Consider the following 15,462-nt stretch of genomic DNA (forward strand, 5'->3'; position numbering starts at 1 on the left):
CTGTCAGCGAAACGGTTGTTATGCACCCGTACCCTGGCGGTTTTCTGTTGTTCCGGCAGGGATGCGGGTTGTTTGCTATTTCTTTTCCGTCACAAACACCGGTTGCGGCTGTGCTGCCGGCGCCCTGCCGGGTTGTTTGCCAAAACGGGTGAGCAATACCAGTATACCGGTGCCGATCACCGCGTAGCCAATGTACGTGAAGGCCTGCTCGTAGCTGATGTTTTCCGACTTGAACAGGAAACCGAACAGCATGCCGCCCAGGTTGCCGCCCGCGCCTACAATGCCGCTAACGAGGCCTACGTTCTTTTCATTGACGAACGGCACTATGCCGTACGTGGCGCCGTTGGCCATTTTGAGGAACAGCGCAAAACCCAGCATGGCAATGATGGCCAGGGTGAGCGATGCGGCTTGCGCAAAGAGCAGCAGCCCGCCGCCTTCCGCCAGCAGCACAAAAGCCAGCAGGGTGCCCTTTCCCTTCATGCCCTGTTTTTCGCCCACTTTGTCTGACACAAAGCCGCCCAATGCACGGGCAAAAATGTTCATCAGCCCGAAAATACCGGCCCAGAAGCCGGCGCTGGCCTGCGAAAGCCCGAAGGTGTCCACAAAATGAAGAGAGGCTACGTTGTCAAAAGTGATCTCCATGCCAAAGCACATGGCGTAGGCCAATGTGAGCGCCCAGATGCGCCAGTCCGCCAGTACCGTCCAGTCTGTTTTTGTTTTTACGGCGTTGCGGTTTACTTCGCTGTAGTTGCCGTCTGGCGTGTCTTTGGTATACCGTGCATAGAGAAAGGCCACGCCCAGCATCATGCAGCCAGGTAATATCATGGCCAGCCGCCAGGCTTCGTGGCCGGTATAGCCGAAACCTACAATAGCGGCAAATATCAGGGGCATTACCATGTTGGTTACGCCGCCGCCCAGGTTGCCCCAGCCGCCGGCCACCGCGTTGGCAGTGCCTTTGATGCGGGGCGCGAACATGATGGAAGTATGGAACTGGGTGATCACAAAAGATGCGCCTATTACGCTGATGGCTAAACGGAACAGCAGAAAAGTGGCATAATCATTTGCCAGCCCTACCAGGAACACGGGAATGGAGCCAAACAGCAGCAGGCGCACGGCGGTTTTGCGCGGGCCCCAGGTATCGCAGAGGCGGCCTATGATAAGGCGGGCAATGATGGTACCGGATACGGACACGATGATGATATTGCCTACTTGTGATTTGGTCAGCCCCAGGTCTTCACGGATGGTAGGCATCAGCGGGGCCAGGCCGAACCAGCCGAAGAAACACACAAAGAACATCAGCCAGGTGATGTGGAACGTGCGCATCTGCACGGTTTTCAGGCTGAAGAGGGCAATTTTTTCAAGCGGTTTATTTTGAAAGGTCATGTTGCAATGTTTTTATCTGGAGAAAAGTTCCGGTTTGATGTTGAGGGAGAGCCACGCCCAATGGTGGCTGTTTTGGGCATCCGCCACGTTTTTAGCGGCGGCCAGGTGGCTGGTGCTGCGGAAGTGGCTGTAACCGCCTTCCACCGCCACAAACTTTGACAACTGGCAGGTGGCGGAAACGTCTGCTTCCATGCCGAAGTTGTAGGAGGCGGCACTGAAAAACTGGTGTACGTCCACGCCTATCATCCATTTGGAGGAGGGCTTATATTGGCCACGGAGGTAGTAGTCCTGCAAACCTTTGTTCCCGAAACCGCTGGCTACATAGAAATAGTCCATAGCGCCCCAGAACTTGTGCGGCGTGCCGTACAGCGGGTCAAAGGCATTGCCGGCGTTGCCGCCGGTGGTATAGTCAATACCGGCTTCGGCGCTGAAACGGTCATGGAAGGGATGGCGGTAGGCGGCAGACAGCAGGGCGGCGCCGAGGCTTTCTCCCAGCGGCGTATGACCAAACTGGTAATACGCGGCCAGCGTCAGTCTTTTTTTCCAGGTGTAGAAAAGGCCGGTGGTCATGCGGTTGTGAGCGGAGGGTTGCCATTGTTTGGCGCCTGTGCTGTCTGTGGTGTATCTTGAGAATTGGTCTGCGAGGAAGAGGAAAGAAAGGCCCATCTTCTGTACGTACAAAAACTCCATGCTCTTGTACTGCTGCCCGCCGTTGGTGTTGGCGGGGTAGTTGCCGGGCGGCGTTGGGTTGTACACGGTGCCGGCGGCATTTTCCTTATTCTGGTTGAAAGCGCCGCCCAGGTGCATCACCCAGCCGCTGTGCCTGAACTTCAATAGCGCCGCATCGTGCCGGCGGCCCTGCTGCAGCCAGTCCAGGTTGCCCAGCAACCGGCTGTCATCATACACCAGCTCCTGCCGGCCTATTTTCAATTGCAGGCTGTCTGCCAGGTTCACTTCGGCCCAGGCCTCATGCAGCATAAAGCCGTTGTTGTCCGCGGTGGTGGTGCGGTGAATGGTAGACGCATCCTGCCCCCATACCCGCACGTCCTGTAGGGCAAGGCCCAGCTTCAGGCTGGGTATGGCGTAGGCGGCGGAAAGGCGGCTGCGCTGGGAGGTGAATACGGCGGGTTTTGCGCCGGCGGGGAGCGGGCCGCCCTGGCCATCGCGCAGTTCTGTACGGGTGCGGAGCTGCGCGGAGAGGGAGAACTGGGCTTTAACGTTCTGCCAGCAAAGGGCGCTGAAGAAAATGGAAGATGCCCCGGAAAGGAACCATTTTTTCATGTAAATTTGGTAAATTTTAAATGAGCCAATCATATTAAAATCCAGAAGCCCGGTTAGTCTGCCAACTGCCGGGTTTCGTTTTAATATGCATTACTAACGCCAATGTACACACGGTCATCTTCCAGCCTTACCGGGTAAGTGGTCAGCGAACATTCATGCTCATCATTCAGGCAACGCCCGTCTGCCAGCGAAAAGGTCTTTTTATGAAAGGGACAGGCCACTTTCGGCTCTCCCTGCTGCGTACCGGTGAGCCCGCGGCTCAGCGCCATCTGGCGGCGGTGCGGACAAAGGTTCTGTGTGGCGTACCAGCGGTTGGTACGGGTGAAGTGGAACAGGGCTATCTGTTCGTCTTTATACTTCACGCAAACGCCTCCGTTGGGCGGAACGTCTGTTGTTTTGCAGGCAAAGAACCAGGTGATGTCTGTTGTGGTAATGGCTGACATAATTAACAAAGGTTTGGTAAGCAATATTTATTTCCATTCTGCGGCCCTTTTCTGGGCGCGCATGGTCTCGAATTTTACGGTAGGGTCTTTTTCTTCCGGCGCGTTCACAAAGTGGGAGAAGCGTTTGCGCAGCTCGGGGTTCTCCACTACTTCGCGCCATTCACATTTATAGGCGTCTACCAGCTGCTGCATTTCTTTTTCCAGTTCCGCGGCAATGCCCAGGCTGTCATTCACCACTACGTTGCGCAGGTAGTCCATGCCGCCTTCCAGCTTGTTGAGCCAGGTGGCGGTGCGGGTGAGCGGGTCTGCGGTTTTGATGTAGAACATGAGGAAACGGTCTATGTAGCGGATGCAGGTTGCACTGTCCAGGTCTGCCGCCAGCAGTTTGGCGTGCTGCGGTTTGGAGCCGCCGTTGCCGCCTACGTACAGGTTCCATCCTTTTTCGGTGGCTATGATGCCGAAGTCTTTGGACTGGGCCTCCGCGCACTCGCGGATGCAGCCGGATACGGCAGACTTTATTTTATGCGGTGCGCGCAGCCCGCGGTAACGTTCTTCTATCTGTATGGCAAAGCTCACGCTGTCATGCAGGCCAAAGCGGCACCAGGTAGAGCCCACGCAGCTTTTCACCGTACGCAGGGCCTTGCCGTAGGCGTGGCCGCTTTCAAAGCCGGCATTGATAAGCGCCTCCCATATGTCCGGCAGGTCGCTGAGGTGCGCGCCAAAGAGGTCAATGCGCTGGCCGCCGGTGATCTTGGTGTAGAGGTGGTATTGCGCGGCGATCTGGCCTATCACGATCAGCTTTTCCGGCGTGATCTCCCCGCCGGGGATGCGGGGCACTATGGAGTAAGTGCCGCCTTTTTGGATGTTGGCCAGGTAACGGTCGTTGGAGTCTTGCGCGGTATCATTGCCTTTGGCCAGTATCATGTCATTCCAGAGGCTGGCCAGTATGGAGCTGACCACCGGCTTGCAGATCTCGCAGCCGTCTCCGTGGCCGTAGTGGTCCAGCACTTCGTCAAAGGAGCGGAGGCTTTTTACCTTCACCAGGTCCAGCAGTTCCTGCCGGGAGTAGTTAAAGTGTTCGCATACCACGTTGCGGATGTATTTTCCCTGCGCTTTCATGGTGGCGGTGATGATGTCTTTCACCATGGGCGCGCAGCCGCCGCAGCAGGTGGCCGCTTTGGTGCATTTTTTTACCGCGTCAAAGGTTTCATGGCCGCCTTCTACCGCTTTGCAGATGGCGGCTTTGCTGATGTTCTCGCAGGAGCAGATCACCGCGTCGTCTGGCAGCTCCATGTTGGCGGGCTGTGCGCTGCGGCCGCCCAGCAGGAGGTCTGCCGGTTCCGCCGGGAGGGCCAGTTTGTTTTTGCAGGTTTGCAGCAGCAGGTTATAGGCCGATGCGTCCCCGATCAGGATGCCGCCCAGCAGCAGTTGCCCGTCCTTAGACACGTTGATGCGCTTGTAGATGCCTTTGGTGGCGTCTTCCAGCACAATGCTGTCCCCTTCGTCAGGGGTGGTGAAGGGATTGCCGAAGCTGGCCACATCTACCCCTATCAGCTTCAGCTTGGTGCTCATGTCAAAACCGGTGAAGGCTTTGGCCGGCTCGGCCGCCGCCGTTAGCCGGGAGGCCACCACTTCGGCCATTTCATAGCCGGGGGCTACCAGGCCATAGATCATACCATTATATAAGGCGCATTCACCGATGGCAAAAATGTGCGGGTCCGAGGTCTGCAGCTGGCCGTTCACCACAATGCCGCCGCGCGGGCCGGTTTGCAGGCCGCATTGTTTGGCCAGCTCGTCACGGGGCGCAATGCCGGCGGAGATCACCAGCATGTCTGCCGGGAGGGTGCTGCCGTCCGCAAAGCTGAGGCCGGTAATGGCGTTGGCGCCGAGGATGGATTGTGTGCTTTTGGACGTATGTACCTGCAGGCCCATGCGCTGGAGGCGGGTTTGCAAGATGTCTGAGCCTTTGTCATCTATTTGCCGCGGCATGAGGCGGGGGGCAAATTCGATCACGTGGGTTTCCGGTATGCCCAGGTCCATGAGCGCCTTGGCGGCTTCCAGGCCCAGGAGCCCGCCGCCTATTACGGCGCCGCAGGTGGCCTGGGGGGCATAGGCCGTCATCAGGGCCAGGTCTTCCAGGGTGCGGTAGAGGAATACGCCTTTTTTGTCTGTGCCGGGGATGGGGGGCACAAAGGCGGCGGAGCCGGTGGCAAAAATGAGGTAGTCGTAAGATTCAGTGAGGCCGCGGTGGGAATGCACCGTTTTCTGTTCACGGTCAATATGTTGCACGGGGTCTCCCAGGTGGAGGGTGATGTTTTGCCCGCGGTACCAGTCAAGCGGGGCCAGGCTCAGTTCTTCTCCTGTTTTCCCCGAAAAATACGCGCTGAGGTGTACCCTGTCATACGCCTGTACCGGTTCTTCGCCAAAAACCACCAGCTGGATAGCGGAACTTCCGGATTTATCGACTATTTTCTCGCAAAATTTATGGCCCACCATGCCATTCCCGATAACTACGATTTTCATCTGACGACTGTTTTAATTAAATTATGATAATTTATATATTATCATTCTAAGCGAAAACAAACTGAAAATCGTATTAGGTGTATGATTTATGTCATAAAAATAAGCCAAAATGTTTTAATTTTATGCTTGTTGATGCTTAAAATAGTTATATAATTTATTTAATAATGTATTCCTAGTATGCCAGAACCGCATTTATCTTTAGTAGGCGCAGGGCCAGGAGACCCGGAAATGATCACTTTAAAAGCCATCCGTACCCTGCAGCGGGCAGACGCGGTGCTGTATGACGCCCTGGTAAACCCGGCGTTGCTGGAATACGTGCCTGAAACGGCCTTTGTGCAGTTTGTAGGCAAGCGCTATGGCTGCCATGCCCTTTCCCAGCAGGAAATCAACCAGTTAATGGTGAGCTGCGCGCGGCAGTACGGCCATGTGGTACGCCTGAAGGGAGGAGATCCCTTTGTCTTCGGCCGGGCCGTGGAAGAGATCACCGCCGCCAGGGAAGCGGGTATTCCCGTGAGCGTGGTGCCGGGCATATCCAGCGCGCTGGCCGTGGCCGCCTCCAGCATGATCCCGCTTACGGCCCGCGGCACCACGGAGAGCTTCTGGGTGACCACCGGCACCACCCATAGCGGGGATATATCCGGAGATGTATACCTGGCCGCCCGGTCTACCGCCACCGTGGTGATACTCATGGCCATGAGCCGGCTGGAAGCCATTATGGACATTTTCCGCAACAACGGCCGGTCAGCCATGCCGGTGGCCATTATCCAGCACGGCACCACCCCGCAGGAAAAAATGCTGACAGGCACTGTGGCGGATATTGCCGCCCGGGCGCAGGCGGCGGGCATGGGCAACCCGGCCATTATTATTGCAGGAGAAGTGGTGAGCCTCCGGGACGCCATGGAAAATATTGTTCATACCGCCGTAGCATATGAAGAAAAACAAGCAGGGATGTGACCGGCAAACGTGCCTGGTATGCAGGCTGTGCCTGAAAGAATGGCTGCCTGCCGTGCAGGCGCAGAAAAAACACTTTGACTGTAAAAAGGGGGACGTGCTGTTCCGCGAAGGAGACCCGGTAACGGGCATCTATTTCCTGTACAGGGGAAAAGTAAAAGTGCATAAACACTGGGACGAAGGCAAGGAACTGATCGTACGTTTTGCCAGGGAGGGAGACATTGTAGGGCACCGCGGCATAGGGGCGGACATGGTATACCCCGTAACCGCCACCGCCCTGGAGCCGGCTACGGTCTGCTATTTTGAGCTGGACTTTTTTAACGCTTCCCTCAAAGTGAACCACGAGCTGTTGTACGAGCTGATGCTGTTCTATGCATGGGAATTGCAGGAGTCTGAAAAGCGGATGCGCAACCTGGCGCATATGCCGGTAAAAGGGCGGCTGGCCAATGCGCTTATTACCCTGAAAGAAAAATTCGGGTACGATAAAGATGGCTTCATTGCTTTCCCGCTCAGCCGGCAAGACCTTGCCTCCTACATCGGCGCTACGTATGAAACCACCTTCCGCATGCTCACTGCCATGATAGAAGAAAACCTGGTGGCCGTTTCCGGCAGGTACATCACCCTTACCAACGAAGAAAAACTGCACCGGCTGCGCGAGGGACCTTTCTGAAAACAGGCGCTTCAATTTACATCGTTGTAATCCCCGCCGGCTCATACAACTATCAAATTTTTTTACATCTTAGCAGCATGTATCTAATGCAGCAAACAATGCGCTGGTTCGGGCCCAATGATCCCGTCAGCCTGGAACATATCCGGCAAGCCGGTTGCAGCGGGGTGGTAACCGCCCTGCATCATATTCCCGTAGGGGAGGTGTGGAGCGTGGAGGAGATCCGGCAACGCATTGCCACCATCACGGAAGCAGGAATGCAATGGGCCGTGGTGGAGAGCCTGCCGGTACATGAAGACATCAAGCAGCAAAGGCCGGGTTTTGAAAAGTACATAGAGAATTACCGGCAAAGCCTGCGCAACCTGGCGCAGTGCGGCGTACGGGTCATTACCTACAATTTTATGCCGGTGCTTGACTGGATGCGTACAGACATTTCCTACACCATGCCTGACGGCAGCAAGGCGCTTTATTTTGAACGGGCGGCCTTTGTGGCTTTTGATCTTTATCTCTTGCAAAGGCCCGGCGCGGAGAAAGACTATACGGCAGCGGAAATAGCCGCCGCAGATGCCCGCCTGCAGTCCATGACGGAAGAGCAGCGGACCACGCTGTACCACAATGCGCTGCTGGGCCTGCCGGGCAGCAACGAGCGGTTCACGAAAGAAGTGATACTGGCTGCCCTGCGGCAATATGCAGATATAGATGCCGCCAGGCTGAAACAGCATCTCTTTTATTTCCTGCGGCAGGTGGTGCCGGTGGCGGAAGAGCTGGGCCTGCAACTGGCCATTCATCCTGACGATCCTCCGTACCCCTTGCTGGGCCTGCCCCGCATTGTAAGCACGGAACAAGACCTGCTGGAAATACTGCAGGCCGCTCCCTCACCGGCCAACGGGCTTTGCTTCTGCACCGGCTCTCTTAGTGTAGACCGCGGTAACGACCTGCCGGGCATTGTACAGCGTTACGGGGATAACATTCACTTTGTACACCTGCGCAACACCAGGCAGGACGCGGCCGGCAACTTTTATGAAGCAGACCACCTGGATGGGGATGTGAACATGTTTGCCGTGGTGAAGGAACTGGTGAAACTGATGGAAAGAAGGAAAGTATCTGTTCCCATGCGGCCAGATCATGGCCACCAGATGCTGGACGACCTGCAAAAGACCACCTACCCCGGCTACAGCGCCATTGGGCGGCTGCGGGGACTGGCGGAGCTGCGCGGGCTTGAAATGGGCATTGCATTGTCTCCGCACCAATAAACCTGCCGGCCTGTTCATTTTACCGGCAGGCGGGGAATGCTTACATTTATGAAAATGTTTCCCTATGAGCGTTCCCTTGCATGTAATCATTACCGGGGCCACCGGCATGGTGGGAGAAGGCGTGCTGCTGGAGTGCCTGAACAGCGCTGAGGTGGCCAGCGTGCTCATTATAAACCGGAAGCCCGCCGGTATCAGCCACCCAAAGCTGAAAGAGATCATTCACGCGGATTTTTTTGATATCAGCCCCCTTCGTGAGCAACTGAAAGGCTACAATGCCTGTTTCTTTTGCCTCGGCGTATCGTCTGTTGGCATGAACGAGGAGGCGTACCGCCACGTTACCTATACGCTTACGCTTTCTTTTGCCGGCACGCTGGCGGAGCTGAACCCGGACATGGTGTTCTGTTATGTTTCCGGCTCTGGTACAGACGGTTCGGAAAAAGGCAGGGTAATGTGGGCCAGGATAAAAGGAAAAACCGAGAACGATCTGATGAAGCTGCCTTTCCGCCAGGTGTACGCTTTCCGCCCCGGTTTCATGAAACCGGTGGCAGGGCAGCAAAACGTCAAATCCCTCTACTGGGTCATTGGGTGGATGTACCCCGCGCTCCGCGCGTTGTTCCCCGGCTTTGCCAGTACGCTGGCGGAAGTGGGGCAGGCCATGATACGGGTGTCAACCGCCGGGTATGCCAAGCGGGTGCTGGAGGTGAAAGATATTGTGGCGCTGGCACGGGAGTAGCGGCATCCGCCGCGCATGTTCCCCGGTTCGCATCCATGCGGGTTATCCCGGGTGCGCCGGGTGTAACAGTATATCCTCCGGGTTCACACCTTTGCAGGTCATGTCCGGGGCGTAAGTAGCGGAATATGCCGCGCATGCTCTTCTGGCCCCTACCCATCCTGCCCGGCCGGCTCACTGTTCCTCAAAGGCCTCTTTTGCCAGCCCGTTGTTACACATGGCCCCGGCCATATGCCCGCTGGCGGCTGCGGCAGACACCTGGTGCGGCGTGCTGCCGGATACATCTCCCGCCGCCAGCACACCGGCAACGGAGGTCTCGTATAACCCGTTCACTTTGATGCTGCCCTGCTCCGTTAACTCGCACCCCAGTTGTACAGCCAGCTCCGTATGGTAAACAAGGCTCGTTTTAACGTATGCCGCACTTTTGTGCAACACCGTTCCATCACTGAAGGTGATCTGTATGCCCCCGGGCGCGTCTTCTACTTTTGCTACCTTTTCCTCCAATACTTTGATATGACGCCGGGCCAGGCTTTGCAATTGTTCTTTGGTGAAGGCGGCCGGCCCGTTGGTGCAGATCACCAGGTCTTTGTTGAGCTGATAAAGCAGGCGGGTAAATTCATAGGCCATTTCTCCACTGCCAAAAAGCGCTACGGGCAGGTCTTTCACTTCCCAGCCATGGCAATACGGGCAATGGAACAATTTGCTGCCCCAAAGTTCCGCCACGCCGGGAATAGCGGGCAAATCATCTTTCACGCCGGTGGCTATCACCACCCGTTGCGCGCGGTAGGTGTGCCCATTGTCAGCCTGCAGTATAAAGCGGCCGTTTTCCGCGGCGGCGCTCAAAATGGCCGCCTGCTCCACCTGTACGCTGGGGTACAGCACCAGTTGCTCCCGTGCTATGCGCAGCAGCTCGGAAGGCGGCGTACCGTCTCTCGTAAAAAAATTATGCGCGTGGGCGGCCGGTTTGTTACGCGGGCTGCCGGTATCAAATACAATGGCGTTCCTCATGCAGCGGCCCAGGGTGAGCGCCGCGGCCAGTCCTGCTGTAGCGCCGCCTATAACGGCTACTTCTATTTCAATTGTTTTCTGCATACGGCAAATCTACAGATAAATTATGCAACTTAGTTGCAATTATTAAGGGTATTCCTGTACAAATCGCCGGCAATGCCTGCCGGAAATATGGCCAACAGGGGGCACATGGCCGGTTTTTTGCCTTACTTTCGCTGCGGCATTGGCAATACAGATTAACTGATCATTCATGACAACAGGCAAAAGGGAGCATGTAAAGCGCTGGCAGGTTTTTTTGCTGTCTTTCAAAGACGCGTTCAAAGAGCTGAATGCGAACGATCCCCTGCGCATGGCGGGCGCCACGGCCTTTTTCACCACTTTTGCGCTGCCGGCCATATTGGTGATCATTATCCAGACGCTGCGCCTCATTTTTGAGCCGCGCAACATCAGCCGCCAGCTCTTTGCCCAACTGGGTGAGATCATTGGCCCCGAAGCCACGGCGGAAGTGATCAAGACCCTGCGTGCTTTCCGCGGCATTGCGGAAAACTGGCTGGTAGCCATCGGGGGGTTTATATTCCTCCTGTTTGTAGCCACTACTTTGTTCAAGGTGATCAAAAGCTCTATGAACCAGCTCTGGAGCATCCGCATCAGCAAACGGCAAACTTTCGGGCAGATCATGCGCTCGCGCCTGCGCGGCGTGCTGGTCATATTGCTGACGGCGGTGCTGTTTATGGCGGGCATACTGGCGGATTCCGTACAGGCCTTCCTGGGCCAGTATATAGACCGGTATATCCCTGCGGTGTTTACGTATTATGACAGCGGGCTGCGTTACATCATTTCCATACTCACGGTTACCCTGTGGTTTGCGCTGGTCTTCTATCTTTTGCCAGACGGGCGCCCGCGCTGGAAGATCATTTTCACGAGCGCTTTTGTGACCAGCATATTGTTCAACATCGGCAAGCTGGTGTTGCGGTGGATGCTGTCTTACAGCAACATCAACAGCATCTACGGCGCTTCCGCGGCCACGGTGCTGCTGCTGCTTTTTGTGTTCTATGTGTCCCTGATATTTTATTACGGCGCGTCTTTCGCCAATGTATGGGCCAATGCCAATAACAAGCCCATCCAGCCGCTTCACCATGCTATCAAATACCAGTTGAAAAATGTGGAGGAAGAAGAAGAGAGCTGATCGCTGACGGGCGGGAGAAGGCTGCCCGCGCCCGGGGCTGTTGCGCGTGGCATGGTATTTACCCTTGCCGGAAGACGAAGAGAACAATCCCTACAGCCTGGGCGACAATGACTAGCGCCGCCGCCGCCTTACTTCACCTCCGCCAGGTATTTATGCACAAAACTGATGGCCATGGAGCCTTCTCCCACGGCCGCGGCCACGCGGTTCATGGCGTGGGCGCGCACGTCTCCGGCGGCAAACACGCCCGGGCAGCTGGTTTCAAGCAGGTAAGGGTCTCGCGGCTGTTTCCATACCTTGCCAAAATCGGGGTAGTTCTTCAGCTCGCCGCCGGTTTCAATAAACCCCTTTTCGTCTTTGATAATATTCAGGGCAATCCAGTCCGTAAAGGGTTTGGCGCCAATAAAAATGTACAGCGCATCGGCATCTTCCGTGGTTTTTTCCCCGGTGGAGAGGTCATGGACCACCAGTTGCTGCAGGCGCTCCGTACCGCGGGCCTCTTCCACTTCGGTAAAGGGGCGCACGGTAATATTGGCGGCGCTTCTGATCTGGTCTATGAGGTAGGCGGACATGGTACTGGTCAGGTCTTCGCGGCGGATGAGGATGTACACGTTGCGTGCAAACTTGGAGAGGTACATGGCCGCCTGGCCGGCTGAGTTGCCGCCGCCTACCACAAACACCTGCTTGTCACGGCAGGCGGTGGCTTCCGTCATGGCGGCGCCGTAGTAGATGCCCGCGCCGGTAAAGTCCGCAATGCCTTTTTTGTCAAGCGTGCGGTAGTCTACGCCGGTGGTAATGATCACGCTGCGCGTGTTGATCTCCGTACCATCTTCCAGGATGATCTTGTTATAACCGTCTTTCTGCCGGATGTCTTTTACAGACTGTGGCGCCAGGAACTCCGTGCCCAGGCGGGTGGCCTGTGTAATGGCGCGGCGCGTCAGCTCGGCGCCGGTGAGGCCGCTGGGGAACCCCAGGTAATTCTCGATGCGGGAGCTGGTGCCGGCCTGCCCGCCGGGGGCGCGCCTTTCTACCAGCAAGGTTTTCAGGCCTTCAGACGCGCCGTATACGCCCGCGGCAAGACCGGCGGGCCCCGCGCCTATGATCACCACATCATACACATCATGCTTGATCTGCGGGGTAAGCCCGGCTTTGCGCGCAATGTCCGCAATGGATGGCTGAACAAGATAGCTGCCGTCTTCAAAAAATACCACCGGCAGGTCTTGCGTGCCGATATTGTTCAGTTGCAGCAGGTGCTGCGCTTCCGTGGATGTTTGAACGTCCAGCCAGTGATAGGGAATGAGGTTGCCCGCCAGAAAATCCTTGATGGCGTGAGACTGCTGGGAGAACTGGTAACCGGTTACCTTGATGCCCCTGAACTCCGGCCGGTACTCATGGCGCCAGTCGTCCAGCAGCTCATCAATAACCGGGTAGAGTTTTTCTTCCGGCGGGTCCCAGGGTTTTACGAGGTAATAGTCCAGCTGTACCTTGTTGATGGCCTTGATGGCGGCGTCTGTGTCTGAATAGGCAGTAAGCAGCACACGTTTGGCATCGGGGTAAAACTGCCGGGCCTTTTCCAGGAAACCCACGCCGTCCAGCTGCGGCATGCGCTGGTCTGATACGAACATGGCCATGGTCTCGCCTTTGTTCTTCAGCTCGCGCAGGCTGTCCAGCGCTTCGGTAACGGAGCTGGTGGCCAGCACCCTGTACTCGCCGCGGTATTTGTTCTTCAGGTCGCGCGTAATAGCGCGCAGTACCTGCTCGTCATCATCTATGCAAAATATGATCGGTAGTTCCATTGTCCGGAGGGTTTTAAGCATTAACGGGAAGGGATACACTGAATTGTGTGCGGCCGGGCACGGACTGTACTTTCACCGCGCCTTTGTGTTGCCGTACTATTTGTGATACGATGTCCAGGCCAAGCCCGGTGCCTTTCCCGATTTCCTTGGTGGTAAAGAACGGGTCAAAGATCCGGGGCTGTATGTCTGCCGGTATGCCCGGCCCATTGTCTATGATGGACACTTTTATACAATCGCCGTCCTTTTCCGTGGTGATGTCAAGAACGCCCTGGCCGTTGGCGGCCATGGCATCCAGCGCGTTGTCTATGATGTTGGTCCATACCTGGTTCAGTTCGCCTATGAAGGCTTTAATGGGCGGCAGGCCGGTGTTGAAATGCTGTTGTACGCTGATATTGTTCTTTCTGACCTTGTGCTGCAGCATGGTGAGGGTGTTGATGATGCCTTCATGAATATCGGCCGTTTGCTGATCGTGCCCCTGGTCCATGTGCGTGAATACTTTGACGGAGCTGATCAGCGTGGCAATTCTGCGGGAGGCCTCATCTATGTCCGCCACCATTTTTTCCGTTACCAGGTTGTTGTTGATCCAGTTGATCACAGGGGAGAAGTGCGCTTCGGGAATGTGCCGGCGAAAGGCTTCCAGGTCTTCCGCCGTACCGCCGAAGTCTGTCAGGTTTTCCGCTATTTCCGCGGCGTTCTCTACCTGGTACTGTTCCAGCAGGTCTGTCAGCTCATCTTCCCTTTCCGTGCGCTGCATCAGGCTGAGGGGCGCCTTGCGCGGGCGGCGGAGCAGGTCGAACATCATGCCGGTTACCTGGTCTACTTTTTCAGCGGGCATTTGTATGGTGCTGATCTTTTTGAAATATTCCGGTATGAGGTGGAGGTGTTCCCGCAGGGAAGTAGCGCCGCGCACTACGGCGGCGGCGGGGTTGTTCAGCTCATGGGCCAGGCCGGCAGACAGTTTGCCGAGGGCCACCATTTTTTCGTTCTGCAGCTGGTTGGAGGTAAATTCCCGCACCCGGTTGGTCATCTGGTGTACCAGTGCCTGGGTCAGTTCAAAATGATGCCGGATCAGCTCGCCGGATTTTTCCCGTGGAAATCGGAGTACTTCCGTATCTTCCAGCGCCTGCCCGGTGGCAATGGCCAGGTTTCCCCTTGAATAGGGCAGGTAACCGGTAATGTTTTTCGGCTCGAATACCGCTATTTCGCGGGCTTCGTGGTTTTGCAGGATGAAGGCCCTTACCCTGCCGGAAATAATGAATATGGTGCTGGTGATGGGATCATTGACCCTGAAGAGGTACTCCCCGGCGGGAATGGTTTCCTGTACGCTGTTGTCTGCCAGCCATTGCAGCTGGTCAACAGGTACATCTTTCAATGCTTCAATGGATTGCAGCCAGCCGGCAGATATTTTGTTCATGGGTTTCACGGTTCTTGATTTGAAGGTAACGGATTTTGTGCTTGGGTAAAAATGTTTACTTTTGATTAAATATTTCGTTTACAAACTGATATGAAAACAGATTCACTGGCCAATAAAGTATATGTTGAACTTCGCCGCAAGATCCTATCCAGCCAGGTAGTGCCCGGCATGCGCCTGAAGGAAGACGTATGGGCAAAGAAGGCCGAAGTAAGCCGCATGGCGGTACGGGAAGCGTTGAACCGGCTGCTGGGTGAGAACCTGGTGGTATTTGGCGAAAAGGGGGGCTACTTTGTAAAGTCCATGACGGCCGATGACATCCGGGAGATACGCCAGCTCCGGGAGATGCTGGAGCTGGGGGCGCTGCGCATGGCTGCCCGGCAAAAAGACCAGGGTTTTATCACCGCCCTGGAAGAGATCTGTGAGGATTTTACGGAAATGGTGGAGAAGGGCTACATTGGCGGGGCCTGCGAAGCGGACATCAAATTCCATGAGACCCTGGTAGCCAGTTCCGGCAACAGCAAGCTGGTAGAGCTGTACCAGGTGAGCAATATTCCCCTGTTCCATATGAAGCTGGGCAAGATGCAGATGGACGATTACGGGCAAACGGATACGGAACACCGGCAGATCGTGCGGGCGCTGAAGGAGAAAGACCTTGCCCTGGCGGAGGCTACGCTGATCAAACACCTGGCGCGGGGCGAAGCCACGGCGTTGCAGGTGGAGTAGGAAAGGGGCGGCAGTGTGATGGTTATTTTAATTGATTTTCAATCCATTACGCTCCGCCCAACCAAATGTCAACCAAATCCCCGCCCCGCATCATCCCCACTTCATCC

At 56.1% G+C, this 15,462-nt stretch carries 13 protein-coding genes; 6 read left to right on the top strand and 7 right to left on the bottom strand.

The window, feature by feature from the left end; translation table 11 throughout:
- Positions 1-75: 75 nt before the first annotated feature.
- From D3A97_RS13985 to nirB, 4 genes are all read right to left on the bottom strand, one after another.
- Complete coding sequence (locus D3A97_RS13985) at positions 76-1,383, bottom strand: NarK family nitrate/nitrite MFS transporter (RefSeq protein WP_119079104.1); 1,308 nt, start codon at positions 1,381-1,383, stop codon at positions 76-78.
- A gap of 12 nt (positions 1,384-1,395) precedes the next feature.
- The gene (locus D3A97_RS13990; RefSeq protein ID WP_119079568.1) at positions 1,396-2,664 is read right to left on the bottom strand and encodes an alginate export family protein; all 1,269 of its coding nucleotides are present in this window, start codon (positions 2,662-2,664) and stop codon (positions 1,396-1,398) included.
- An 80-nt stretch (positions 2,665-2,744) separates the two neighbouring features.
- The gene (nirD, locus tag D3A97_RS13995; RefSeq protein WP_119079105.1) at positions 2,745-3,107 is read right to left on the bottom strand and encodes a nitrite reductase small subunit NirD; all 363 of its coding nucleotides are present in this window, start codon (positions 3,105-3,107) and stop codon (positions 2,745-2,747) included.
- A 27-nt stretch (positions 3,108-3,134) separates the two neighbouring features.
- Entirely contained in the window at positions 3,135-5,630 is a 2,496-nt protein-coding gene (gene nirB / locus D3A97_RS14000; RefSeq protein ID WP_119079106.1) for a nitrite reductase large subunit NirB, read from the bottom strand.
- A 177-nt stretch (positions 5,631-5,807) separates the two neighbouring features.
- Between nirB and cobA the strand changes: the two genes are divergently transcribed.
- From cobA to D3A97_RS14020, 4 genes are all read left to right on the top strand, one after another.
- Positions 5,808-6,584 (top strand): uroporphyrinogen-III C-methyltransferase, encoded by a 777-nt coding sequence (cobA, locus tag D3A97_RS14005; protein ID WP_119079107.1) that lies wholly within the window; start codon positions 5,808-5,810, stop codon positions 6,582-6,584.
- Positions 6,559-7,251, top strand: a complete 693-nt coding sequence (locus D3A97_RS14010; protein ID WP_119079108.1) for a Crp/Fnr family transcriptional regulator — start codon at positions 6,559-6,561, stop codon at positions 7,249-7,251. Before cobA ends, D3A97_RS14010 begins: the two co-directional genes overlap by 26 nt.
- Before the next feature lie 86 nt (positions 7,252-7,337).
- Complete coding sequence (uxuA, locus tag D3A97_RS14015) at positions 7,338-8,501, top strand: mannonate dehydratase (RefSeq protein ID WP_198673991.1); 1,164 nt, start codon at positions 7,338-7,340, stop codon at positions 8,499-8,501.
- Positions 8,502-8,565: 64 nt separating this feature from the next.
- On the top strand, positions 8,566-9,234 hold the full coding sequence (locus tag D3A97_RS14020; RefSeq protein ID WP_119079110.1) for an NAD-dependent epimerase/dehydratase family protein: 669 nt from the start codon (positions 8,566-8,568) through the stop codon (positions 9,232-9,234).
- Between the two features lie 171 nt (positions 9,235-9,405).
- Here D3A97_RS14020 and D3A97_RS14025 read toward each other — a convergent pair whose 3' ends face one another.
- Positions 9,406-10,323: an NAD(P)/FAD-dependent oxidoreductase gene (locus D3A97_RS14025; protein ID WP_119079111.1), complete on the bottom strand. Its 918-nt coding sequence runs from the start codon at positions 10,321-10,323 to the stop codon at positions 9,406-9,408.
- A 166-nt stretch (positions 10,324-10,489) separates the two neighbouring features.
- On the opposite strand from D3A97_RS14025, the gene D3A97_RS14030 reads away from it, so the two are divergent.
- Complete coding sequence (locus D3A97_RS14030) at positions 10,490-11,425, top strand: YihY/virulence factor BrkB family protein (protein ID WP_119079112.1); 936 nt, start codon at positions 10,490-10,492, stop codon at positions 11,423-11,425.
- Positions 11,426-11,553: 128 nt separating this feature from the next.
- Here D3A97_RS14030 and D3A97_RS25300 read toward each other — a convergent pair whose 3' ends face one another.
- Both D3A97_RS25300 and D3A97_RS14040 read right to left on the bottom strand, forming a co-directional pair.
- Positions 11,554-13,218 carry an FAD-dependent oxidoreductase gene (locus D3A97_RS25300; RefSeq protein WP_119079113.1) on the bottom strand — a complete coding sequence of 555 codons (1,665 nt, stop codon included), beginning with the start codon at positions 13,216-13,218 and terminating at the stop codon, positions 11,554-11,556.
- 13 nt (positions 13,219-13,231) lie between these two features.
- Positions 13,232-14,632 (bottom strand): sensor histidine kinase, encoded by a 1,401-nt coding sequence (locus tag D3A97_RS14040; RefSeq protein WP_119079114.1) that lies wholly within the window; start codon positions 14,630-14,632, stop codon positions 13,232-13,234.
- A 90-nt stretch (positions 14,633-14,722) separates the two neighbouring features.
- On the opposite strand from D3A97_RS14040, the gene D3A97_RS14045 reads away from it, so the two are divergent.
- A complete protein-coding gene (locus tag D3A97_RS14045; RefSeq protein WP_119079115.1) occupies positions 14,723-15,355 on the top strand; it encodes a GntR family transcriptional regulator in 633 nt (210 codons plus the stop codon).
- The last annotated feature ends 107 nt before the right edge of the window (positions 15,356-15,462 follow it).

The organism is Chitinophaga alhagiae (genome assembly GCF_003568665.1).
Classification (GTDB): Bacteria; Bacteroidota; Bacteroidia; order Chitinophagales; family Chitinophagaceae; genus Chitinophaga; species Chitinophaga alhagiae.

Coding starts and splice junctions, on each gene's coding strand:
- D3A97_RS13985 (WP_119079104.1), bottom strand. CDS start 1,383: ATGACCTTTCAAAATAAACCGCTTGAAAAAATTGCCCTCTTCAGCCTG.
- D3A97_RS13990 (WP_119079568.1), bottom strand. CDS start 2,664: ATGAAAAAATGGTTCCTTTCCGGGGCATCTTCCATTTTCTTCAGCGCC.
- nirD (WP_119079105.1), bottom strand. CDS start 3,107: ATGTCAGCCATTACCACAACAGACATCACCTGGTTCTTTGCCTGCAAA.
- nirB (WP_119079106.1), bottom strand. CDS start 5,630: ATGAAAATCGTAGTTATCGGGAATGGCATGGTGGGCCATAAATTTTGC.
- cobA (WP_119079107.1), top strand. CDS start 5,808: ATGCCAGAACCGCATTTATCTTTAGTAGGCGCAGGGCCAGGAGACCCG.
- D3A97_RS14010 (WP_119079108.1), top strand. CDS start 6,559: ATGAAGAAAAACAAGCAGGGATGTGACCGGCAAACGTGCCTGGTATGC.
- uxuA (WP_198673991.1), top strand. CDS start 7,338: ATGCAGCAAACAATGCGCTGGTTCGGGCCCAATGATCCCGTCAGCCTG.
- D3A97_RS14020 (WP_119079110.1), top strand. CDS start 8,566: ATGAGCGTTCCCTTGCATGTAATCATTACCGGGGCCACCGGCATGGTG.
- D3A97_RS14025 (WP_119079111.1), bottom strand. CDS start 10,323: ATGCAGAAAACAATTGAAATAGAAGTAGCCGTTATAGGCGGCGCTACA.
- D3A97_RS14030 (WP_119079112.1), top strand. CDS start 10,490: ATGACAACAGGCAAAAGGGAGCATGTAAAGCGCTGGCAGGTTTTTTTG.
- D3A97_RS25300 (WP_119079113.1), bottom strand. CDS start 13,218: ATGGAACTACCGATCATATTTTGCATAGATGATGACGAGCAGGTACTG.
- D3A97_RS14040 (WP_119079114.1), bottom strand. CDS start 14,632: ATGAACAAAATATCTGCCGGCTGGCTGCAATCCATTGAAGCATTGAAA.
- D3A97_RS14045 (WP_119079115.1), top strand. CDS start 14,723: ATGAAAACAGATTCACTGGCCAATAAAGTATATGTTGAACTTCGCCGC.